This window comes from Pseudomonas sp. GW821-FHT09E12 (genome assembly GCF_059416085.1).
This window is the reverse complement of record NZ_JBWKOM010000013.1, coordinates 122,263-143,415: the sequence shown is the minus strand read 5'-3', so window position 1 is coordinate 143,415 and position 21,153 is coordinate 122,263. Positions and strand designations below refer to the sequence as shown.

Below are 21,153 nucleotides of genomic sequence, written 5' to 3'. Positions count from 1 at the left end.
ATCAGCTGTCACCGGCAGAGTTTGAAAAGCGTTACGCAATGAGCTTGCAAGGTGTCTAGAGAATCCGGGGCGATTCACCACATCACATCCAGACGATGGCCCCCTGGCGAGAAAGGTTTCTCGCAGAAAGGACAAAACTTTATTAGCAGAATATCGTGTCTGTAGCAGACAATAAAATCGCTTTGATGACTGCGACGCCAGTATGAGTATCCAAGAGTACTCAGGTCTTCTCTAACACACTCAGGGCAGAACGAGTATGTAGCCTTGTTTATGCCGAGCCGAAGTTTCTTTGTGATGTAAGCGCTCTGTGAATATGAAATATCATGAGCGCCCTTAAATACTGATCTAAGTGGGTAACTGGTGTGATTATGAAGTAATCGATTAAAACCATAACATCCGGGCCACTCAAGAATGGATGCGATGTTTTTTACTACCCGATTATCAACCGCGGACTTGAGCAGCTTCGCTAGCTCGGAAGCGACCGGGCTTCGCCGATTAAGATAAAGGTTTCGCTCAATGTAGGAGCGTAGCACTTCATCGCGCTGAATTTTCAGAAGCATTTACGAAAGCAGTCCGAAGTCGCCTAACTGGTGAGGAAGGGAAGGCTATCGCGAGGCTGAAGCAGGATCTGGAAAGTTAATCCACAACCTGCGACAGTTTTAATTCTCTCGCGACAGCTTTAATTCTTTGAAACCACCATGCAGCCGGCTTGTGGATAACTCACTCCACCGTGACGGACTTGGCCAGATTGCGCGGCTGGTCGACATCCGTACCCTTGAGCACCGCTACGTAATACGACAGCAATTGCAGGGGGATGGTGTAGAGGATCGGCGACAGGATGTCGTGGATATGCGGCATGTGGATAACATGCGTGCCCTCGCCGTTGGTCATGCCGGCCTGCTCGTCGGCAAAGACGATCAGCTCGCCGCCACGGGCGCGGACTTCCTGCAGGTTGGACTTGAGCTTCTCCAGCAACTCGTTGTTCGGCGCCACGGTGACGACGGGCATGTCGTTATCCACAAGCGCCAGCGGACCGTGCTTGAGCTCGCCGGCCGGGTAGGCTTCGGCGTGGATGTAGGAGATTTCCTTGAGCTTGAGTGCCCCTTCCATCGCTACCGGGAACTGTGCGCCACGACCGAGGAACAGGGTGTGGTGTTTCTCGGCGAACAGCTCGGCGATTTTTTCCACCGTGCTGTCCATCGCCAGGGCTTCGCCCAAGCGGGTCGGCAAGCGCCGCAGTTCTTCCACCAGGGTGGCTTCGACGCCTTCGCCCAGGGTGCCGCGGACCTGACCCAGGGACAGGGTCAGCAATAGCAGGCCAACCAGCTGGGTGGTAAAGGCTTTGGTCGATGCCACGCCGATTTCGCGACCGGCCTGGGTCAGCAGGGTCAGGTCGGACTCACGCACCAGCGAGCTGATACCGACGTTGCAGATCGCCAGGCTGGCGAGGAAACCCAGCTCCTTGGCATTCCGCAGCGCGGCCAGGGTGTCGGCGGTTTCGCCGGACTGGGAAATGGTCACGAACAGGGTATCCGGCTGCACCACCACCTTGCGGTAGCGGAACTCGCTGGCCACTTCGACCTGGCACGGAATCCCGGCCAACTCTTCCAGCCAGTAACGGGCAACCATGCCGGCGTGGTAGCTGGTGCCGCAGGCGACGATCTGCACGTTACGCACCTTGGCGAACAGCTCGGCGGCCTGTGGGCCGAAAGCCTGGACCAGCACCTGGTTCGGGCTCAGGCGGCCTTCGAGGGTGCGTTGCACCACGGCTGGCTGCTCGTGGATTTCCTTGAGCATGAAGTGGCGGAACTCGCCTTTCTCGGCGGCCTCGGCGCCATCACGGTATTGCACGGCTTCACGCTCGACCGCTTTGCCGTCGACATCCCAGATCTGCACGCTGTCGCGGCGAATCTCGGCGATATCGCCCTCTTCCAGGTACATGAAGCGGTCGGTTACCTGACGCAGGGCCAGTTGGTCGGAAGCCAGGAAGTTTTCCCCCAGGCCCAGGCCGATCACCAATGGGCTGCCACTGCGGGCGGCGACCAGGCGGTCCGGCTGGCTGGCGCTGATCACGGCCAGGCCATAGGCGCCATGCAGTTCCTTGACGGTGGCTTTCAGGGCCACGGTCAGGTCGCCCAGGTCCTTGAGTTTGTGCTCCAGCAGGTGGGCGATGACTTCGGTGTCTGTGTCCGAGGTGAATACGTAGCCCAGGCCCTTGAGTTGCTCGCGCAGGACTTCATGGTTCTCGATGATGCCGTTGTGCACCACCGCCAGGTCGCCGGAGAAATGCGGGTGGGCGTTACGCTCGCATGGCGCGCCGTGAGTGGCCCAGCGGGTGTGGGCGATGCCCAGGCGACCGACCAGCGGCGCGCCGGCCAGGGCCTGTTCCAGCTCGCTGACCTTGCCCGGACGACGCATACGCTCGAGCTTGCCATCGTTGCTCAGGACCGCCACCCCGGCGCTGTCGTAGCCGCGGTATTCGAGACGCTTGAGGCCTTCGAGCAGGATGGCCGTGATATTCCGTTCAGCAACGGCGCCAACAATTCCACACATGGTTTCTCTCCTAGATGACTGCCGCGCAAATCAGCGTGATGCCGCGGGCTTGAATCTGGTCGCGGGCCTCTGCAGGCAGGCGATCATCGGTAATAAGGGTATGGACGCTGCTCCAGGGCAGCTCCAGGTTGGGAATCTTGCGGCCGATCTTGTCGGCCTCGACCATCACCACGACTTCCCGCGCCACCTCGGCCATCACCCGGCTCAGGCCGAGCAACTCGTTGAAGGTGGTGGTCCCGCGCACCAGGTCGATGCCGTCGGCACCGATAAACAGCTGGTCGAAGTCGTAGGAACGCAATACCTGTTCGGCGACCTGCCCCTGGAACGACTCGGAGTGAGGGTCCCAGGTACCGCCGGTCATCAACAGCACCGGCTCGTGCTCCAGTTCGCTCAGGGCATTGGCCACATGCAGCGAGTTGGTCATGACCACCAGGCCTGGCTGCTGGCCGAGTTCGGGAATCATGGCCGCGGTGGTACTGCCACTGTCGATGATGATGCGGGCGTGTTCGCGAATCCGCGCAACCGCCGCGCGAGCGATGGCTTGCTTGTACCGGGACACCGGCTGGCCGATATCGCCGACCAGTTCCTGCGGCATGGTGATCGCGCCGCCGTAGCGCCGCAGTAACAGACCATTGCTCTCCAGGGCCGCCAGGTCCTTGCGGATCGTAACTTCCGAAGTTTCGAAGCGTTTAGCCAGCTCATCCACGCTCACCTCGCCCTGTTCATTGAGCAAGGCCAGAATGTTGTGACGGCGCTGGGGCGTATTGCGTTTCGACATGAGCACTTAAGTTTCGATTCGAAAGATAACGGAAGCAATCAAAACCTATTGCCGGAAATTCGTCAAGCCAGCGCAAGAAAAAAATCTGTGGATAAAAGCATCGCGGGCAAGCCTCGCTCCTACAGATATCACTGTCTGTAGGAGCGAGGCTTGCCCGCGAAAGCAATCTCGAGAGTACCGGCCACTGCGTTGTGGATAACTCAGCTCTTCTTGATTTTCACCGGGCGTTTCCAGCCGTCGATGTTCTTCTGTCGGGCACGGGCCACGGCCAGCTGGGCTTTTTCCACAGTCTGGTTGATGGTGGAACCGGCCGCCGTGGTCGCGCCATCCTGGATATCCACAGGTGCCACCAAGGAGTTGTTGGAACCGATGAAGACGTCTTCGCCCAGCACTGTCCGATGTTTGTTGGCGCCATCGTAGTTGCAGGTAATGGTGCCGGCGCCGATGTTGCTGCGCGCACCGATCTCGGCATCGCCCAGGTAGGCCAGGTGCCCGGCCTTGGCGCCCTCGCCCATGCGTGCGTTCTTCAACTCGACAAAGTTACCCACATGGGCACGGGCTTCGAGAACAGTACCCTGGCGCAGGCGGGCGAACGGACCGGCATCGCTGCCTTCACCCAGTACAGCACCTTCGATATGACTGTTGGCCTTGATCACCACGCCCTTGCGCAGGGTGCTGTCCTTGATCACGCAGTTCGGGCCGATCACCACGTCGTCCTCGATGACCACGCGGCCTTCGAGAATCACGTTGATGTCGATCAGCACGTCACGGCCCACCGTCACTTCACCGCGCACATCGAAACGTGCCGGATCGCGCAGGGTCACGCCCTGAGCCATCAGGCGCCGACCTTCGCGCAACTGGTAATGACGCTCCAGTTCGGACAGCTGCTTGCGATCGTTGGCGCCCTGCACTTCCATCGGATCGTGCGGTTGCTCGGTGGCCACCAACAAACCATCGCTGACCGCCATCTCAATCACGTCAGTCAGGTAATACTCGCCCTGGGCGTTGTTATTCGACAGACGACTCATCCAGTCGGCAAGGCGATTGGCCGGCACGGCAAGGATGCCGGTGTTGCCTTCGGTGATAGCGCGTTGTGCTTCACTGGCGTCCTTGTGCTCGACGATGGCTGCGACCCTGCCGTCGGCATCGCGAACGATTCGGCCATACCCGGTCGGGTCGTCCAGCTCCACGGTCAGCAATCCCATTTGCCCGGGAACAACGTGCTTGAGCAAGCGCTGTAGGGTTTCGACTTCGATCAGCGGTACGTCACCGTAGAGAATCAACACGGTATCGGCGGTAATGAACGGCACCGCCTGGGCGGTGGCGTGACCGGTACCCAATTGCTTGTCCTGCAGCACAAAATTCAGGTCGTCCGCCGCCAGGCGTTCACGCACCGCATCGGCACCGTGACCGATGACGACATGGATGCGCTGTGGATCGAGTTGCCGGGCGCTGTGGATAACATGCCCCAGCATGGAGTTGCCCGCCACCGGGTGCAGCACCTTTGGCAACGACGAACGCATGCGAGTGCCTTGACCGGCAGCGAGAATAACGATTTCGAGAGACATGACTGGCTACCAATCCTGGGTGGTCAACGACTGCGACCATGAGGTGAATTGCAAAAAAAGAAAAAGGGTAGCCGAGGCTACCCTTTTTAATCAATCACGCGGAGATCCCGCGGCTTAGCCGCCGAACTTCTTGCGGATCTGCTGGACGGTGCGCAGCTGGGCTGCGGCCTCGGCCAGACGTGCAGCAGCAGAACCGTAGTCGAAATCTGCGCCTTTTTCATTCAGGGCCTTCTCAGCAGCCTTGACGGCTTCCTGAGCGGAGGCTTCGTCCAGGTCGGCAGCACGCTGCACGGTGTCGGCAAGAACCTTGACCATGTTCGGCTGAACCTCGAGGAAACCACCGGAGATGTAGAACACCTCGGTTTCCCCGCCCTGCTTGATCAAGCGGATCGGACCTGGTTTCAGATTAGTGATCAGCGGAGCGTGACCCAGGGCGATACCAAGATCCCCGAGCTCGCCGTGTGCGATCACCATCTCGACCAGACCGGAGAAGATTTCCCCTTCCGCGCTGACGATATCGCAATGGACTGTCATAGCCATCTGCTTGCCTCAACCTAAATTAGCGCCCGTTGCCGGGCGCCGGGATTACAGTTTCTTGGCTTTCTCGATCGCTTCTTCGATGCCGCCGACCATGTAGAACGCTTGTTCTGGCAGGTGGTCGTAGTCACCGTTGAGGATGCCTTTGAAGCCAGCGATGGTGTCTTTCAGGGAAACGTATTTGCCTGGAGAACCAGTGAAGACTTCAGCCACGAAGAACGGCTGCGACAGGAAGCGCTGGATCTTACGAGCGCGGGATACCAGTTGCTTGTCGGCTTCGGACAGTTCGTCCATACCCAGGATCGCAATGATGTCCTTCAGCTCTTTGTAGCGCTGCAGCACGTACTGAACGCCGCGAGCGGTTTCGTAGTGCTCGTTGCCGATCACGTTCGGGTCCAGCTGACGGGAAGTCGAGTCCAGTGGATCTACCGCTGGGTAGATACCCAGGGAAGCGATGTCACGGGACAGTACGACGGTGGCGTCCAAGTGGGCGAAGGTGGTCGCTGGCGACGGGTCGGTCAAGTCGTCCGCAGGTACGTATACCGCTTGGATCGAGGTGATCGAGCCTTGCTTGGTCGAAGTGATACGTTCTTGCAGAACGCCCATCTCTTCAGCCAGGGTCGGCTGGTAACCTACTGCGGAAGGCATACGGCCCAGCAGTGCGGATACTTCGGTACCGGCCAGGGTGTAACGATAGATGTTGTCGACGAACAGCAGAACGTCGTTACCTTCGTCACGGAACTTCTCGGCCATGGTCAGGCCGGTCAGAGCTACGCGCAGACGGTTTCCCGGCGGCTCGTTCATCTGGCCGTATACCAGTGCCACTTTGTCCAGAACGTTGGAATCCTTCATCTCGTGGTAGAAGTCGTTACCCTCACGAGTACGCTCACCCACACCGGCGAACACGGAATAACCGCTGTGCTCGATGGCGATGTTACGGATCAGTTCCATCATGTTTACGGTCTTGCCCACACCGGCACCACCGAACAGACCGACTTTACCGCCCTTGGCGAACGGGCAAACCAGGTCGATAACCTTGATGCCGGTTTCCAGGAGGTCGTTGCCGCCAGCTTGTTCAGCGAAGGACGGCGCAGGACGGTGAATGCCCCAACGCTCTTCTTCGCCGATCGGGCCAGCTTCGTCGATCGGGTTGCCCAGTACGTCCATGATCCGGCCCAGGGTCGCTTTACCGACGGGTACGGAGATGGCTGCGCCAGTGTTGTTGACGTCCAGACCGCGCTTCAAGCCCTCGGTGGAGCCCATCGCAATGGTACGTACCACGCCGTCGCCCAGCTGCTGCTGAACTTCCAGAGTGGTTTCGGCGCCTTGAACCTTCAAGGCGTCGTAGATGCTCGGTACGCTGTCGCGTGGAAATTCCACGTCGATAACGGCGCCGATGATTTGAACGATACGTCCGCTACTCATAGCTGGATCCTCTGAATATTTGAACCGTTAAACCGCGGCAGCGCCGCCGACGATTTCCGAGATCTCTTGGGTGATCGCAGCCTGACGCGCCTTGTTGTAGATCAGCTGCAAATCGCTGATCAAATCACCGGCGTTGTCGGTAGCGTTCTTCATCGCGATCATCCGCGCAGCTTGTTCAGCCGCGTTGTTCTCGACCACCGCCTGGTAGACCTGCGACTCCACGTAGCGAACCATCAAGCCGTCAAGCAGCTCTTTGGCGTCCGGTTCGTAGAGATAGTCCCAGTGGTGCTTGAGTTCTTGATCCGGGGTTGCCACCAGCGGAATCAACTGCTCCACCGTAGGCTGTTGCGTCATGGTGTTGATGAACTTGTTGGACACCACGGACAGGCGGTCAATCCGGCCGTCCAGGTAGGCATCCAGCATCACCTTGACGCTGCCGATCAGATCATTGATCGACGGCTCTTCACCCAGGTGGCTGATTGCAGCGACGACGTTACCGCCGAAGTTACGGAAGAAAGCCGCACCTTTGCTGCCTACCACGCACAGATCGATCTCGACGCCATTTTCGCGGTTTACCGCCATGTCCTTGACCAAAGCCTTGAACAGGTTGGTATTCAAACCACCGCACAGACCACGGTCACTGCTCACCACGATATAACCGACGCGCTTGATTGCGCGGTCGATCATGAACGGGTGGCGATATTCCGGGTTGGCGTTGGCCAGATGACCAATAACCTGGCGGATGCGCTCCGCGTAAGGACGGCTAGCAGCCATGCGCATTTGTGCCTTGCGCATTTTGCTGACCGCCACTTTTTCCATGGCGCTGGTAATCTTTTGCGTGCTTTTGATGCTCGCAATCTTACTGCGAATCTCTTTTGCGCCTGCCATGTAACACCTATCAGGTTAGCAAGCGGGAGCCTCGCGGCCCCCGCTGCGGCTTACCAGGTTTGGGTGGCCTTGAACTTCTCGATACCGGCTTTCAGGCCAGCGTCGATTTCGTCATTGAAGTCACCCTTCACGTTGATCTTCGCCATCAAATCGGCGTGATCGCGGTTGAAGTAAGCAATCAGCGCTTGTTCGAAGCTACCGATCTTGGCGATTTCGACGTCAGTCAGGAACCCACGTTCAGCGGCATACAGCGACAGCGACATGTCAGCGATGGACATAGGCGCGTATTGCTTCTGCTTCATCAACTCGGTAACGCGCTGACCGTGTTCAAGTTGCTTACGGGTCGCTTCGTCCAGGTCAGAAGCGAACTGGGCGAATGCTGCCAGTTCACGGTACTGAGCCAGGGCGGTACGGATACCACCGGACAGCTTCTTGATGATCTTGGTCTGAGCGGCACCACCTACACGGGATACCGAAACACCGGCGTTCACTGCCGGGCGGATGCCGGAGTTGAACATGGCCGATTCCAGGAAGATCTGACCGTCGGTGATGGAGATCACGTTGGTCGGAACGAACGCGGAAACGTCGCCAGCCTGAGTTTCGATGATCGGCAGTGCGGTCAGGGAACCGGTCTTGCCAGTTACCGCGCCGTTGGTGAACTTCTCTACGTACTCTTCCGAAACGCGGGATGCGCGCTCCAGCAGACGGGAGTGGAGATAGAACACGTCGCCTGGGTAAGCTTCACGGCCTGGTGGACGGCGCAGCAGCAGGGAAATCTGGCGGTAAGCCACTGCTTGCTTGGACAGATCGTCATAAACGATCAGCGCGTCTTCACCGCGGTCACGGAAGAATTCGCCCATGGTGCAACCGGAGTACGGTGCCAGGAATTGCAGGGCAGCGGATTCGGAAGCACTGGCAGCCACGATGATGGTGTTGGCCAGAGCGCCGTTTTCTTCCAGCTTGCGAACAACGTTGGCGATGGTCGATTGTTTCTGACCGATAGCCACGTATACGCAGAAGATGCCGCTGTCTTTCTGGTTGATGATTGCGTCGATCGCCAGAGCGGTCTTACCGATCTGACGGTCACCGATGATCAGCTCACGCTGGCCACGGCCGACAGGGATCATGGCATCGACAGCCTTGTAGCCAGTCTGTACAGGCTGGTCTACCGACTTACGCCAGATCACGCCTGGAGCAACTTTCTCGACCGCGTCGGTCTCGGTGTTGTTCAGCGGACCTTTGCCGTCAACTGGGTTACCCAGTGCGTCGACTACGCGACCCAGCAGTTCCTTACCAACCGGAACTTCGAGGATGCGGCCGGTGCACTTGGCGCTCATGCCTTCAGCCAGAGTCGTGTATGCGCCCAGTACAACGGCACCTACGGAGTCTTGCTCGAGGTTGAGTGCCATACCGTAGACACCGCCCGGAAACTCGATCATCTCGCCGTACATGACGTCGGCCAGACCGTGAATCCGCACGATACCGTCAGAAACGCTGACGACAGTGCCTTCGTTACGGGCTTGGGAGGTCACATCGAGCTTTTCGATGCGGCCCTTGATAATTTCACTTATTTCGGAAGGATTGAGTTGCTGCATTGCTCTGCTGCCCCTTCAAACTCAAGATTTCAATGCTTCGGCAAGTTTCGCGATTTTGCCGCGAATCGAGCCATCGATAACCAGGTCGCCGGCGCGGATGACGACACCACCAATCAGGGCAGCGTCCTCCGCAACTTGCAGGCGCACTTCCCGGTCGAGTCGTGCACTGAGAACCTTGGCGAGTTTGTCTTGCTGTTCTTGGTTCAACGCAAAAGCACTGGTGACTTCCACATCTACCGACTTCTCTTGCTCGGCCTTGTACAGGTCGAACAGGGCGGCGATCTCCGGCAGAAGCAGGAGACGGTCGTTTTCGGCAACGACGTGGATGAAATTCTGTGCCTTGGCATCGAACTTGTCGCCGCACACGTCGATAAACGTGGCGGCCTTGTCTGCGCTCGTCAGTCGCGGGGCCTTGAGCACGCGCCGCATGGTGTCGTCTTGCGACACTGCTGCAGCCAGGCCGAGCATGGCTGACCAAGAGGCCAGCTGCTGGTGGGCCTGAGCGTGCTCGAAGGCCGCCTTAGCGTAAGGTCGGGCCAACGTGGTCAGTTCTGCCATGATCGCCCTCGCTTAAATTTCAGCAGCCAGTTTGTTAACCAGCTCCGCGTGCGCGTTTTGATCGATTGTGGCACCCAGGATCTTCTCGGCGCCGCCAACGGCCAGCACACCCAGTTGGGCACGCAGCGCGTCTTTGACACTGTTCAGTTCCTGCTCGATCTCGGCCTGAGCCTGAACCTTCACACGGTCAGCGTCGACACGGGCTTTTTCAACAGCCTCTTCGACGATCTGGTTACCGCGTTTCTTGGCTTGCTCAATGATTTCGGCTGCCTGAGCTTTTGCTTCGCGCAGTTGCTGACCCGCTTTCTCTTGGGCCAGTTCCAGGTCGCGAGCTGCTCGGCTGGCAGCGTCCAGTCCATCCGCGATCTTCTTCTGACGTTCGTGCAAAGCCGCGATGACCGGAGGCCACACGAACTTCATGCAAAACAGTACAAAAATGAAGAACGCAACGGACTGGCCAATCAGGGTTGCATTAATGTTCACGCCAACACCTCGCTCGTTCGTTGTCCATCACACCAATCAACTCGAAAATTCGAGTGATTAGCCAGCGAGTTGACCAACGAAGGGGTTCGCGAAGGTGAAGAACAGAGCGATACCAACGCCGATCATGGTTACGGCGTCGAGCAGGCCGGCAACGATGAACATTTTAACTTGCAGCATTGGAACCATTTCTGGCTGACGCGCAGCGCCTTCCAGGAACTTGCCGCCCAACAGGCCGAAACCAATTGCGGTACCCAGTGCGCCCAGGCCGATCAACAGTGCAACAGCGATAGCGGTTAGACCAACTACAGTTTCCATCTTTCCTCCCGACTTTTACGTCGTATGGTTTAGGTTTTTTAGATTAAAGCGGTAAAACAAATCGTTTCATCGTGCCCTAGACGGGCCCCCTCCCGTTTGACCGGGAGGGACATCAGACTGGTCGAGACCGGTCTTAATGGTTCTCTTCGTGTGCCATCGACAGGTAGACGATGGTCAGCATCATGAAGATAAACGCTTGCAGGGTGATGATCAGGATGTGGAACACAGCCCACGCCCATTGCAGCACCACGCCCAGGCCGCTGAGCCAGAGCAGGCCGCTGCCGAACATCACGGCGATCAGGATGAACACCAGTTCGCCAGCGTACATGTTGCCGAACAGACGAAGTGCCAGAGAGATTGGCTTGGCGATCAGCGTCACGAATTCAAGCAGGAAGTTCACCGGAATCAGCAGCGCTTGAACAAAGATGTTCTTGCTGCCGAACGGGTGCAGGGTCAGTTCGCCGATGAAGCCGCCGATGCCCTTGATCTTGATGCTGTAGAAAATGATCAGTGCGAACACCGAGAAGGCCATGGCCAGCGTGGCGTTCGGGTCGGTAGTCGACACGGCACGGAAAGGAATGTGCGCATCGCCGGAGATCAGGATGGCCAGCTGAGGAATCCAATCGACCGGGATCAGGTCGATGGCGTTCATCAGGAACACCCATACGAAGATGGTCAGTGCCAGCGGTGCAATCACTGGGCTACGGCCATGGAAGCTGTCTTTCACGCTGCCATCGACGAACTGGACCAATACTTCAACGAAGTTCTGCAAAGCACCTGGCTGACCGGAAGTTGCCTTCTTGGCCGCCATGCGGAAAAGAAGAACGAAGATCAGACCCAACGCCACAGACCAGCCGAGAGTATCGACGTGGAATGCCCAGAAGCCCATTTCTTTGGCTTCTGCTGCGGTGTGGGCAAAGCCCCAGCCGCCATTAGGTAGCTGACCGAAGGTCAGGTTCTGCAAGTGGTGCTGGATATAGCCCGAAGCGGTTGTTTCTGCCATGGTTGCCTCAAACGCCCTAAGGTCTCGAAAGTCTTGTTCTCATAAGCAGGGGAGCGAACCAGCTGACCAGTTGGGTCAGCACGAAGACGCCGAATACAGCTAGCGGCGCCAATGGCTTCACACCTGCGAACGTCAATGCAAAGAGCACTGCCGTCAAAATCAGTTTGCCCGCCTCGCCAGCATAAAAAGACCGGACGATGGCTTGAGCTGCTCGGGCGCCGGAAAACCGAAATGCCCTATGAGCGAAATACACATTGGGGAGCAAGGCTATCAGTCCCCCACAAAGGCCTGAGTATCCGGCTACGACTCCATGCCAATGCCAGAGCGCCAAGGCGGCCAGCAATAAAACGACCAACTGAGCCAATAAAACCGGGAAAACCGCCAAGCGATGGAACGGCAAGCGGTTTGGCGTGCGGGTTTCCATCACTCTTGCTCCTCATGGGTCGGCTGCCAGAATTCAATAACTTGGCATAATTTGTGCCGACAAAATGCGCGCAGAGTATAGGGGCGGTTCAGCCCCTATTCAACTGCCGGGTAGTGATTTCCGACTGCACGCTACATGAGGAAATGTTTCAGCGGATGTGTGCAAGGACGCCTTGAAGCTCATCGAGGGAGTTATACCCGATCACCAACTGACCTTTCCCTTTCTTTCCGTGACGAATCTGCACCGCAGAGCCTAGGCGCTCGGCCAGGCGTTGCTCCAGGCGCGCGATATCCGGGTCGGGTTTGACAGGTTCGGCAGGCTGCTGTTTGCCACTCAACCACTGGCGAACCAGGGCTTCGGTCTGGCGTACGGTGAGACCACGTGCGACAACGTGTCGCGCCCCTTCAACCTGTTGATTTTCCGGCAAACCCAGCAAGGCACGGGCATGACCCATTTCCAGGTCGCCGTGGGACAGCATGGTCTTGATCACTTCAGGCAAAGCGATCAGGCGCAGCAAGTTGGCTACAGTGACGCGGGACTTACCCACAGCCTCGGCAACCTGCTGCTGAGTCAGCTGGAATTCCTGCTGCAGGCGCTGCAGGGCAACCGCTTCCTCGATGGGATTGAGATCTTCGCGCTGGATATTCTCGATCAGCGCCATGGCGATGGCGGTTTCGTCGGGAACATCGCGGACCATCGCCGGAATGGTTTCCTGACCCGCCTGCTGGCTGGCGCGCCAGCGGCGCTCGCCGGCGATGATTTCAAAACGGCCGGAACCGATCGGACGCACCACGATTGGCTGCATTACGCCCTGAGTCTTGATCGAGCTCGCCAATTCTTCCAGCGCCTGAGGGTCCATGTCCCGGCGCGGCTGATACTTGCCGCGCTGGATCAGGTCCAGCGGCAAATGTTGCAGCTCACGCACATCGGCTTGAACCGCTTGTTCTTCCAGCGAGCTGACAGTCGGACCACTCAACAGTGCATCCAGTCCACGTCCGAGACCTCGTTTCTTGACGGCCATGGGGATTCCTTAAGTTGGCTGGGCAGCGGCTGCGCGTGAATTTTTCCGTTGCCGACGAACCATCTCGCCAGCGAGGGCCAGATAGGCGATGGCACCGCGCGACTGTTTGTCGTAGACCAACGCCGGCATGCCATAACTGGGGGCTTCCGCCAGACGGATGTTGCGTGGGATCACTGTGTCGTACAGCTGATCGCCGAAGTGTTCCTTGAGTTGCGCGGAAACATCGTTCATCAGGCTCAGCCGCGGGTCGTACATGGTCCGCAGCAAGCCTTCGACCTTGAGGTTCGGATTGAGCAATTCGGAGATGCGCTTGATGTTATCCACAAGGTCGCTCAACCCTTCGAGAGCGAAGTACTCGCACTGCATGGGGATAATGACCCCATCGGCGGCAACCAGGGCGTTGAGCGTGAGCATCGACAGCGACGGCGGGCAGTCGATCAAAATGTAATCGTAGTTTTCCCGGATCGGCGCCAGGGCGCTGCGCAGACGGCTTTCCTTCATCTGCATTTCCAGCAGAACCACTTCCGCGGCGGTCAGGTCGCGGTTCGCCGGCAGTAGTTGATAACCGCCGTGCTCGGAGTAATGCATGGCCTGGGCCAGATCGCACTCGCCGATCAGCAGGTCGTAGACCGAATTTTCCAAGCCATGTTTATCCACACCGCTACCCATGGTGGCGTTGCCCTGTGGATCGAGATCGATCAACAGCACCCGGCGCTTGGTAGCAACCAGCGATGCTGCGAGGTTGATGCAGGTGGTGGTCTTGCCCACACCACCTTTCTGGTTCGCTATCGCGAATACCTTAGCCATTCTTGCTTGTGTTCCCAATCATGCCGTGCGGCGCAGTATCAGCAGATGGCGTTGGCCTTGGCAACCGGGTACGGCCAGGGCGTGTTCGCTATCGAGGTGGAAGTCCGCCGGCAATGCTACCAGCTCATCGGCGGGATGAACGCCCTTCATTGCCAACCAACGTGTATCGCGGTCGCCGAGGTGGCGAGTCCAGTTGGTGAAGTTCTCCATGCTGCTGAATGCCCGGGAAATGATCCCGTTGAATGGCTGCTGCGGCTGGAAAGCCTCGACACGACTGTGGATAACTTGCAGGTTATCCAGCTTCAGTTCCAGTTTGACCTGAGTCAGGAAGCGGGTTTTCTTGCCATTGCTGTCCAGACAGGTCACTTGCGAATCCGGAAACAGGATAGCCAATGGAATGCCCGGCATCCCGCCGCCGCTGCCAACGTCCAGCCAGCGGCCGTCTTCGATGAACGATATCACGCTCAGGCTATCGAGCAGATGACGCGAGACCATTTCATCCGGATCGCGTACTGCGGTCAGGTTGTAAGCCTTGTTCCATTTGATCAGCAGGGCCAGATAACCCAGCAGCAACTCGTGCTGGGCTTCTGCCAGGTTGACACCGAGTTGGCGAGCACCTGTGGATAACTCTTCTGCATGTTGCGAGGTGACCTGCGAACTCAAGCGCTTTGCTCCAACTGACGGCCCGCGCCGCGTTTTTTCAAGTGAATCATCAACAGCGAAATCGCTGCTGGGGTCACGCCCGGAATCCGCGAAGCCTGGCCCAGGGTTTCAGGACGCGTGGCGCCGAGCTTGCTCTGGATCTCTTTCGAGAGACCGGAAATGTTGCTGTAGTCGATATCCACAGGCAGCTTGGTGTCTTCGCTGGCCCGCAGACGAGCGATTTCGTCCTGCTGGCGATCGATGTAGCCGGCGTACTTGGTCTTGATCTCGACTTGCTCGGCGACCTGTGGATCTTCTGCGCCCTGCCCGGTCACTTCGACCAGACCAGCGTAGTCGATTTCCGGACGGCTCAGCAGATTCAGCAAGTTGTACTCATGGGTCAGCGGTGTGCCGAACTTTTCGGCGATCGCATCACCCTGCTCGGTACCCGGACGAACCCAAGTGCTTTTCAGGCGTTGCTCTTCCAGGGCAATACCTTCGCGTTTTTTGCAGAACGCGGCCCAACGGACATCGTCCACCAGGCCCAGTTCCCGACCTTTTTCGGTCAGGCGCAGGTCGGCATTGTCTTCGCGCAGGATCAGGCGGTATTCGGCACGGGATGTAAACATCCGATACGGTTCCTGGGTTCCCAGGGTAATCAGGTCGTCGACCAACACACCGATGTAGGCTTCATCGCGACGCGGGCACCAGCTGTCTTTGCCCTGCGCGCGCAATGCGGCGTTGGCACCGGCGAGCAAACCCTGGGCGCCGGCTTCTTCGTAACCGGTGGTGCCGTTGATCTGGCCGGCAAAGAACAGGCCGCCGATCAGTTTGGTTTCCAGGCTGTACTTCAGGTCGCGCGGATCGAAGTAGTCGTACTCGATGGCATAGCCGGGACGCACGATGTGCGCGTTTTCCATACCGCGGATCGATTGCACGATCTGCAACTGCACATCGAACGGCAGGCTTGTGGATATCCCGTTCGGGTACAGCTCGTGAGTGGTCAGGCCTTCCGGCTCGATGAAGACCTGATGGCTTTCCTTGTCGGCAAAGCGATGGATCTTGTCTTCGATCGACGGGCAGTAGCGCGGGCCAATGCCCTCGATCGAGCCGGCATCGGAATACATCGGCGAACGGTCGAGGTTTGCAGCGATGATTTCGTGAGTCCGTGCATTGGTATGAGTAATCCAGCAACTGACCTGCCGCGGATGCTGTTCCTTGTTGCCCAGGAAAGACATGACCGGGATTGGCGTATCGCCCGGTTGCTCGGTCATCACCGAGAAATCCACAGACCGGCCATCGATGCGCGGTGGCGTACCGGTTTTCAGGCGGCCCACACGCAGAGGCAATTCGCGCAGACGGCGAGCCAGAGCGATCGACGGCGGATCACCGGCACGACCGCCGGAATAATTCTGCAAACCGATGTGGATAAGTCCGCCGAGGAAGGTACCGGTGGTCAACACCACCGACTCGGCGAAGAAACGCAGGCCCATTTGGGTCACTACGCCGCGGACCTGGTCCTGTTCGACGATCAGGTCATCCGCTGCCTGTTGAAATATCCACAGGTTCGGCTGGTTTTCCAGGATTTCGCGGACAGCAGCCTTGTACAGAATACGGTCGGCCTGGGCGCGGGTAGCACGCACGGCTGGGCCTTTACGGCTGTTCAACACCCGAAACTGAATACCACCTTTATCGGTAGCCATGGCCATCGCGCCGCCGAGGGCGTCGATTTCTTTGACCAGATGACTTTTACCGATCCCGCCAATCGCGGGATTGCAGCTCATTGCTCCGAGGGTTTCCACGTTGTGCGTCAGCAACAGGGTTTTTGCCCCCATGCGTGCTGATGCAAGTGCTGCCTCGGTACCGGCATGACCGCCGCCGATGACGATCACTTCAAAACGGGAAGGGAAATCCACCACGCACCTCGTGCCTGCTTATATGGGTAAAAAAGGATGGGTTCTTGGGATAACGGACAAGTATAGGGTCTTCGCCCTTCCTAAAGAACCCTTTGCACAAAATTTAACCAGCTGTGGATGACTCACGGACAATAGAAATTAAAAAGAAAGAAATTTATTAAATCTTTGTTTTTATGTTTATTCTTAGGCACCGACCTATCTGTGGATAGATTCATACAGCCCTTTGTTTTCAATGTGTACAGAGATTAAAAAGTCTGTGGTTAGGTAGCAACGAGGCCCTTGGATAACCGGTGTAAGCCTGTGGATTAAAGTGATGCTTATCCACAGAGCGGGTTTTCCTCAGTTTTGACGCCCTGTTATCAACTGAGCCTAAGGGCAGTTATTCACAGGGCTTAATCCACAGAAAAAAGCTCATCCGACCAAACGGCGGCCACAAGAAATCCGCCGAAGCGCCCAAGTGCGCCCGACAAACTCGGAAATGATGGGGAGTGCGAGGGATTGCAGAAGCGGGTTTGCCCGTGATGCCGGCGGAACACCGTCATGAGCATCACGAGCAACCAAGCCGTCGAACGGCTGCTCCTATAGGGAGATGGGGTTACTTACCGATGCAGAAGCTGGAGAAGATCCGGCCCAGCAGGTCGTCCGAGCTGAAAGCGCCGGTAATTTCTCCCAGGGATTGCTGGGCTTGGCGCAGGTCTTCAGCCAGCAGCTCGCCGGCGCCGGCCAGGGTCAGTTGCGAACGGCCATGTTCAAGTGCGTCGCTGGCGTGGTGAAGGGCTTCCAGGTGACGTCTGCGTGCACTGAAGCTGCTTTCGGAAGTCTGTTCGTAACCCATGCAGGCCTTGAGGTGCTCACGCAGCAGTTCCAGGCCCTCGCCACCGGCCTTGGCACTGAGGCTGATAGTCACGTGGCCATCGTCGCTGACCTCCAGGGCGATCGCTTCGCTGGTCAGATCGGCCTTGTTGCGGATCAGCGTGACTTTCGCCGGATCCGGCCGCTGTTCCAGGAACTCGGGCCACAAGGCAAAGGGGTCCAGCGCTTCCGGGGCCGTGGCGTCGACCACCAGCAATACGCGATCGGCCTCGCCAATGGCCTTGAGAGCACGTTCCACACCGATCTTTTCCACCTGGTCTTCGGTATCGCGCAACCCTGCGGTATCCACAACGTGCAACGGCATACCGTCGATGTGGATATGTTCACGCAGCACATCCCGGGTGGTACCGGCGATCTCGGTGACAATCGCCGCTTCGCGTCCGGCCAGGGCATTGAGCAGGCTGGACTTGCCGGCATTCGGCCGGCCAGCGATGACCACGGTCATGCCGTCACGCAGCAAGGCGCCCTGCCCGGCTTCGCGGACCACGGTGGATAACTCGTCGCGCACCGCGTCTAGCATCTGCAGGACATGGCCATCGGCCAGGAAGTCGATTTCTTCCTCGGGAAAATCGATGGCCGCCTCGACGTAGATGCGCAGCGCGATCAATTGCTCGGTCAGGTTATGCACACGCTTGGAGAATGCCCCCTGCAAAGAGCGCAAGGCATTGCGCGCGGCCTGTGCGGAACTGGCTTCGATCAGGTCGGCGATGGCTTCGGCCTGGGCCAGGTCGAGCTTGTCGTTGAGGAACGCGCGCTCGCTGAATTCCCCCGGCCGGGCCAGGCGGCATCCCAGCTGCAGGCAACGCTGCAGCAACATATCCAGGACGATCGGGCCGCCGTGGCCCTGAAGTTCCAGCACGTCTTCGCCGGTAAAGGAGTTCGGCCCCGGAAAATACAAGGCGATCCCCTCATCCAGGACCTCGTTCCGATCGCTGAAAAACGGCCCGTAATGGGCGTAACGCGGTTTCAGCTCGCGGCCGCTGATGGCCTTGGCGGCGACACTGGCCAACGGTCCGGAAATACGCACGATGCCCACACCACCGCGCCCCTGGGCGGTGGCTACGGCTGCGATGGTTTCACGAGGGACATTCATAACCCGCTCCAGACATAAAGAGGCAGACAAAAGTGACAGATAGCAAAACGCCCCACTAGGGGGCGTTTTGAGTGGTTATCCACAGAGTAGGTCAGGCAGCTGCTTTCTTGGTAGCCGCTTCGATCTTACGTGTGATGTACCACTGTTGGGCGATCGACAGGCAGTTGTTCACCACCCAGTACAGCACCAGACCCGCCGGGAACCACAGGAAGAAGAAGGTGAAGATGATTGGCATCATTTTCATCACCTTGGCCTGCATTGGATCCGGAGGAGTCGGGTTCAGTTGCTGCTGGATGAACATGGTGGCGCCCATGATGATCGGCAGGATGAAGAACGGATCCTTGATCGACAGGTCGGTAATCCACAGCATGAACGGTGCCTGGCGCATTTCCACGCTTTCCAGGAGTACCCAGTACAGGGACAGGAACACGGGCATCTGCACGAGGATTGGCAAGCAACCACCCAGCGGATTGATCTTCTCTTTCTTGTACAGCTCCATCATGGCTTGCGACATTTTCTGCCGGTCGTCGCCATGTTGCTCTTTCAGAGCCGCCAGTTTCGGCGCCACTGCACGCATGCGCGCCATGGATTTGTAGCTGGCCGCCGACAGTGGGAAGAAGATCCCCTTGATCAGCATGGTCAGGAAGATGATCGACCAACCCCAGTTACCCACAATGCTGTGGATATGTTGCAGCAGCCAGAAGATCGGCTGGGCAATGAACCACAGAATGCCGTAGTCGACAGTCAGTTCCAGGCCTGGGGACAACTCTTTCAGCACGGCCTGGCTTTTCGGACCGGCGTACAGAGTGGCGGTGGTTTCAGCCTTGGCACCTGGTGCAACGGTCAGCGCCGGGCCGGTGAAACCGATGATGTAGTTGCCTTGGTTGTCTTTGCGGGTCTGCACCACGTTGCTTTCGTTCTTCGCCGGGATCCAGGCGGTCACGAAGTAGTGTTGCAGCCAGGCAACCCAGCCACCTTGCACGGTTTCTTTCAGTGAGCCCTTGTCGATATCTTTCATCGACACTTTTTTGTACGGCTCGGAACTTGTCCACAGGGCGGCGCCCAGGTAAGTCGCGGTACCGGTGGCGGTGCTGGAAGAAGGATCGGAGCTGGCGTCGCGTTTGAGCTGGGCAAACAGGTTGCCAGTCCAGGCCTTGTCGCTGGTGTTGTCGATCAGATAGGTGACTTTCAGATCGTACAGACCGCGGGTAAAGGTGAAACGCTTGATGTAGTTGACGCCGGCGTCGCTGAATTTCAGGTCGACATTCAGCTGGTTCTGGCCGTCAGCCAGTTGATAAGTCTTTTTTTCGGCCGAGTAAACCGGGCGTCCGGCAGGACGGGCATCCGGGCCATTGGTACCGGTCAGGCCGCTTTGCGCCAGATAAGTACGTTCGCCACCGTTATCGAACAGCTGGAACGGAATTTCCGGATGGTCCTGGCGACGTGGATACAGCGGCAGCTTCAGCTGGGCGATATCACCACCTTGAGGATCGATAGCCAGATCGAGCACATCCGTTTTTACCTGGATGAGGTCTTTGCTTGCCGCTACCGGAGTTTCGGTAGGGGTGCTGGTATCGGTATTCGCGCTGGGTACATCGGCACTGGCGGAAGCATTGTTACCAACAGGCGTATCCGGTAGAGCCGGGGTGGCGGTGTTGGCAGCAACATTCTGAGTCGGCAGGGCAGCCTGGCCATAATCCTGGTTCCACTTAAGAACCATGACGTAGGACACGATTGCCAGGGCGACGATCAGGATCGTGCGTTTAATATCCATGATTACTCGGCCATCGAAGAAGAACGGGAGGTAGGGATAGGTGGAACCGGGTCATAACCACCGGGATTCCACGGATGACAGCGACCTAAACGACGAAAGGTCAGCCAGCCACCGCGCAGAAGGCCATGATTTTCGATGGCTTCATACGCGTAGCAGGAACAGCTGGGGTAGAAACGACAGTGACTGGCCATCAGAGGACTAATGGCATAGCGATAAAACTGGATCGGAACGAGTGCCAGTTTACGCATTCGGGCTGTCTACCCCTACAGTTTCGGGTTTGGCTGCTGGTGCCGGCTTGTTACGGGCCAGACGCTTCCAGAGCTTGTCGAAATGCTGAATCAATTCGGGGTTTTCTACATCGCCCAAACCTTTGCGCGCGACGATAACGATGTCCCAGCCGACCAGAGCATCCTGGTGCAGGCGAAACGATTCGCGCATCAGACGTTTGAGGCGATTGCGCTCAACGGAGAGCTTGACGCTCTTTTTTCCGATAACCAGCCCCAGACGGGGATGATCCAGATCGTTGTTGCGCGCAAGGAGCAGGAGATTTTTCCCCGGAACCTTGCCGGTAGGGGAGTCAAAGACTGCCTTGAAATGCCGGGGGGTAAGCAGACGCTTTTCCCGACTGAAGTCCTGACTCACCTCCAGTGCCGGAGTATCAAACTGCCAGACGCGCACGACCTTTGGCGCGACGACGCGACAGGACGGCACGACCGTTCTTGGTAGCCATGCGAGCACGGAAACCGTGGGTACGAGCGCGTTTGATAGTGCTTGGTTGGAAAGTACGTTTCATTGTCGTGTTACCTGGTTCGTCCACAACGGGCCGGAATGGCCCCCGTTTTAAGAGATCGGCGATTCTAGAGAAAGCAAGCCTCTAGGTCAATTTCCAACCAGCTTTTC

At 58.0% G+C, this 21,153-nt stretch carries 22 protein-coding genes; all 22 read right to left on the bottom strand.

Translation table 11 applies throughout. The features are described from left to right. Positions 1 to 74 precede the first annotated feature (74 nt). Positions 75 to 560: a TniQ family protein gene (locus tag AC07PQ_RS29915; protein WP_493186712.1), complete on the bottom strand. Its 486-nt coding sequence runs from the start codon at positions 558 to 560 to the stop codon at positions 75 to 77. A gap of 160 nt (positions 561 to 720) precedes the next feature. After that, positions 721 to 2,553: a glutamine--fructose-6-phosphate transaminase (isomerizing) gene (gene glmS, locus AC07PQ_RS29910; RefSeq protein ID WP_493186711.1), complete on the bottom strand. Its 1,833-nt coding sequence runs from the start codon at positions 2,551 to 2,553 to the stop codon at positions 721 to 723. Between the two features lie 10 nt (positions 2,554 to 2,563). Further along, entirely contained in the window at positions 2,564 to 3,331 is a 768-nt protein-coding gene (locus tag AC07PQ_RS29905; protein WP_007924514.1) for a DeoR/GlpR family DNA-binding transcription regulator, read from the bottom strand. A 200-nt stretch (positions 3,332 to 3,531) separates the two neighbouring features. Continuing rightward, positions 3,532 to 4,899 (bottom strand): bifunctional UDP-N-acetylglucosamine diphosphorylase/glucosamine-1-phosphate N-acetyltransferase GlmU, encoded by a 1,368-nt coding sequence (gene glmU / locus AC07PQ_RS29900; RefSeq protein WP_037034405.1) that lies wholly within the window; start codon positions 4,897 to 4,899, stop codon positions 3,532 to 3,534. Positions 4,900 to 5,013: 114 nt separating this feature from the next. After that, the gene (locus AC07PQ_RS29895) at positions 5,014 to 5,439 is read right to left on the bottom strand and encodes a F0F1 ATP synthase subunit epsilon (RefSeq protein ID WP_007924512.1); all 426 of its coding nucleotides are present in this window, start codon (positions 5,437 to 5,439) and stop codon (positions 5,014 to 5,016) included. A gap of 45 nt (positions 5,440 to 5,484) precedes the next feature. Further along, on the bottom strand, positions 5,485 to 6,861 hold the full coding sequence (gene atpD, locus AC07PQ_RS29890) for a F0F1 ATP synthase subunit beta (protein ID WP_007924510.1): 1,377 nt from the start codon (positions 6,859 to 6,861) through the stop codon (positions 5,485 to 5,487). A 27-nt stretch (positions 6,862 to 6,888) separates the two neighbouring features. Further along, the gene (atpG, locus tag AC07PQ_RS29885; protein WP_007924507.1) at positions 6,889 to 7,749 is read right to left on the bottom strand and encodes a F0F1 ATP synthase subunit gamma; all 861 of its coding nucleotides are present in this window, start codon (positions 7,747 to 7,749) and stop codon (positions 6,889 to 6,891) included. A 50-nt stretch (positions 7,750 to 7,799) separates the two neighbouring features. Continuing rightward, the gene (atpA, locus tag AC07PQ_RS29880; protein ID WP_007924506.1) at positions 7,800 to 9,344 is read right to left on the bottom strand and encodes a F0F1 ATP synthase subunit alpha; all 1,545 of its coding nucleotides are present in this window, start codon (positions 9,342 to 9,344) and stop codon (positions 7,800 to 7,802) included. A 21-nt stretch (positions 9,345 to 9,365) separates the two neighbouring features. Beyond that, entirely contained in the window at positions 9,366 to 9,902 is a 537-nt protein-coding gene (locus AC07PQ_RS29875; protein WP_007924505.1) for a F0F1 ATP synthase subunit delta, read from the bottom strand. Between the two features lie 12 nt (positions 9,903 to 9,914). Continuing rightward, positions 9,915 to 10,385 (bottom strand): F0F1 ATP synthase subunit B, encoded by a 471-nt coding sequence (locus AC07PQ_RS29870; RefSeq protein WP_007924504.1) that lies wholly within the window; start codon positions 10,383 to 10,385, stop codon positions 9,915 to 9,917. A 57-nt stretch (positions 10,386 to 10,442) separates the two neighbouring features. Continuing rightward, a complete protein-coding gene (gene atpE / locus AC07PQ_RS29865; protein WP_002555987.1) occupies positions 10,443 to 10,700 on the bottom strand; it encodes a F0F1 ATP synthase subunit C in 258 nt (85 codons plus the stop codon). 133 nt (positions 10,701 to 10,833) lie between these two features. Further along, positions 10,834 to 11,703, bottom strand: coding sequence for a F0F1 ATP synthase subunit A (atpB, locus tag AC07PQ_RS29860; RefSeq protein ID WP_007924498.1), 870 nt, complete (start codon positions 11,701 to 11,703; stop codon positions 10,834 to 10,836). Between the two features lie 16 nt (positions 11,704 to 11,719). Next, on the bottom strand, positions 11,720 to 12,127 hold the full coding sequence (locus AC07PQ_RS29855; RefSeq protein ID WP_037004398.1) for a F0F1 ATP synthase subunit I: 408 nt from the start codon (positions 12,125 to 12,127) through the stop codon (positions 11,720 to 11,722). A gap of 148 nt (positions 12,128 to 12,275) precedes the next feature. Further along, positions 12,276 to 13,148 carry a ParB/RepB/Spo0J family partition protein gene (locus tag AC07PQ_RS29850; RefSeq protein ID WP_007924496.1) on the bottom strand — a complete coding sequence of 291 codons (873 nt, stop codon included), beginning with the start codon at positions 13,146 to 13,148 and terminating at the stop codon, positions 12,276 to 12,278. Between the two features lie 9 nt (positions 13,149 to 13,157). After that, positions 13,158 to 13,955 carry a ParA family protein gene (locus tag AC07PQ_RS29845; protein WP_007924494.1) on the bottom strand — a complete coding sequence of 266 codons (798 nt, stop codon included), beginning with the start codon at positions 13,953 to 13,955 and terminating at the stop codon, positions 13,158 to 13,160. Between the two features lie 18 nt (positions 13,956 to 13,973). Then, positions 13,974 to 14,618, bottom strand: coding sequence for a 16S rRNA (guanine(527)-N(7))-methyltransferase RsmG (gene rsmG, locus AC07PQ_RS29840; RefSeq protein ID WP_493186710.1), 645 nt, complete (start codon positions 14,616 to 14,618; stop codon positions 13,974 to 13,976). After that, positions 14,615 to 16,513: a tRNA uridine-5-carboxymethylaminomethyl(34) synthesis enzyme MnmG gene (mnmG, locus tag AC07PQ_RS29835; RefSeq protein WP_493186709.1), complete on the bottom strand. Its 1,899-nt coding sequence runs from the start codon at positions 16,511 to 16,513 to the stop codon at positions 14,615 to 14,617. Before mnmG ends, rsmG begins: the two co-directional genes overlap by 4 nt. Positions 16,514 to 17,108: 595 nt before the next feature. Beyond that, the gene (gene mnmE / locus AC07PQ_RS29830; protein WP_493186708.1) at positions 17,109 to 18,479 is read right to left on the bottom strand and encodes a tRNA uridine-5-carboxymethylaminomethyl(34) synthesis GTPase MnmE; all 1,371 of its coding nucleotides are present in this window, start codon (positions 18,477 to 18,479) and stop codon (positions 17,109 to 17,111) included. Between the two features lie 91 nt (positions 18,480 to 18,570). Further along, positions 18,571 to 20,253: a membrane protein insertase YidC gene (gene yidC, locus AC07PQ_RS29825; protein WP_007924476.1), complete on the bottom strand. Its 1,683-nt coding sequence runs from the start codon at positions 20,251 to 20,253 to the stop codon at positions 18,571 to 18,573. A gap of 2 nt (positions 20,254 to 20,255) precedes the next feature. Beyond that, positions 20,256 to 20,501 carry a membrane protein insertion efficiency factor YidD gene (gene yidD, locus AC07PQ_RS29820; protein ID WP_010465488.1) on the bottom strand — a complete coding sequence of 82 codons (246 nt, stop codon included), beginning with the start codon at positions 20,499 to 20,501 and terminating at the stop codon, positions 20,256 to 20,258. Next, a complete protein-coding gene (gene rnpA / locus AC07PQ_RS29815) occupies positions 20,494 to 20,895 on the bottom strand; it encodes a ribonuclease P protein component (protein ID WP_009041465.1) in 402 nt (133 codons plus the stop codon). The genes yidD and rnpA overlap by 8 nt, the downstream gene beginning before the upstream one ends. 16 nt (positions 20,896 to 20,911) lie before the next feature. Continuing rightward, a complete protein-coding gene (rpmH, locus tag AC07PQ_RS29810; RefSeq protein WP_003213577.1) occupies positions 20,912 to 21,046 on the bottom strand; it encodes a 50S ribosomal protein L34 in 135 nt (44 codons plus the stop codon). Positions 21,047 to 21,153: the final 107 nt, after the last annotated feature.

What these genes read in the sequence shown, in the direction of transcription:
- AC07PQ_RS29915 (WP_493186712.1), bottom strand. Translation starts at nt 560, where the DNA reads ATGCTTCTGAAAATTCAGCGCGATGAAGTGCTACGCTCCTACATTGAG.
- glmS (WP_493186711.1), bottom strand. Translation starts at nt 2,553, where the DNA reads ATGTGTGGAATTGTTGGCGCCGTTGCTGAACGGAATATCACGGCCATC.
- AC07PQ_RS29905 (WP_007924514.1), bottom strand. Translation starts at nt 3,331, where the DNA reads ATGTCGAAACGCAATACGCCCCAGCGCCGTCACAACATTCTGGCCTTG.
- glmU (WP_037034405.1), bottom strand. Translation starts at nt 4,899, where the DNA reads ATGTCTCTCGAAATCGTTATTCTCGCTGCCGGTCAAGGCACTCGCATG.
- AC07PQ_RS29895 (WP_007924512.1), bottom strand. Translation starts at nt 5,439, where the DNA reads ATGGCTATGACAGTCCATTGCGATATCGTCAGCGCGGAAGGGGAAATC.
- atpD (WP_007924510.1), bottom strand. Translation starts at nt 6,861, where the DNA reads ATGAGTAGCGGACGTATCGTTCAAATCATCGGCGCCGTTATCGACGTG.
- atpG (WP_007924507.1), bottom strand. Translation starts at nt 7,749, where the DNA reads ATGGCAGGCGCAAAAGAGATTCGCAGTAAGATTGCGAGCATCAAAAGC.
- atpA (WP_007924506.1), bottom strand. Translation starts at nt 9,344, where the DNA reads ATGCAGCAACTCAATCCTTCCGAAATAAGTGAAATTATCAAGGGCCGC.
- AC07PQ_RS29875 (WP_007924505.1), bottom strand. Translation starts at nt 9,902, where the DNA reads ATGGCAGAACTGACCACGTTGGCCCGACCTTACGCTAAGGCGGCCTTC.
- atpE (WP_002555987.1), bottom strand. Translation starts at nt 10,700, where the DNA reads ATGGAAACTGTAGTTGGTCTAACCGCTATCGCTGTTGCACTGTTGATC.
- atpB (WP_007924498.1), bottom strand. Translation starts at nt 11,703, where the DNA reads ATGGCAGAAACAACCGCTTCGGGCTATATCCAGCACCACTTGCAGAAC.
- AC07PQ_RS29855 (WP_037004398.1), bottom strand. Translation starts at nt 12,127, where the DNA reads ATGGAAACCCGCACGCCAAACCGCTTGCCGTTCCATCGCTTGGCGGTT.
- AC07PQ_RS29850 (WP_007924496.1), bottom strand. Translation starts at nt 13,148, where the DNA reads ATGGCCGTCAAGAAACGAGGTCTCGGACGTGGACTGGATGCACTGTTG.
- AC07PQ_RS29845 (WP_007924494.1), bottom strand. Translation starts at nt 13,955, where the DNA reads ATGGCTAAGGTATTCGCGATAGCGAACCAGAAAGGTGGTGTGGGCAAG.
- mnmE (WP_493186708.1), bottom strand. Translation starts at nt 18,479, where the DNA reads ATGAATGTCCCTCGTGAAACCATCGCAGCCGTAGCCACCGCCCAGGGG.
- yidC (WP_007924476.1), bottom strand. Translation starts at nt 20,253, where the DNA reads ATGGATATTAAACGCACGATCCTGATCGTCGCCCTGGCAATCGTGTCC.
- yidD (WP_010465488.1), bottom strand. Translation starts at nt 20,501, where the DNA reads ATGCGTAAACTGGCACTCGTTCCGATCCAGTTTTATCGCTATGCCATT.
- rpmH (WP_003213577.1), bottom strand. Translation starts at nt 21,046, where the DNA reads ATGAAACGTACTTTCCAACCAAGCACTATCAAACGCGCTCGTACCCAC.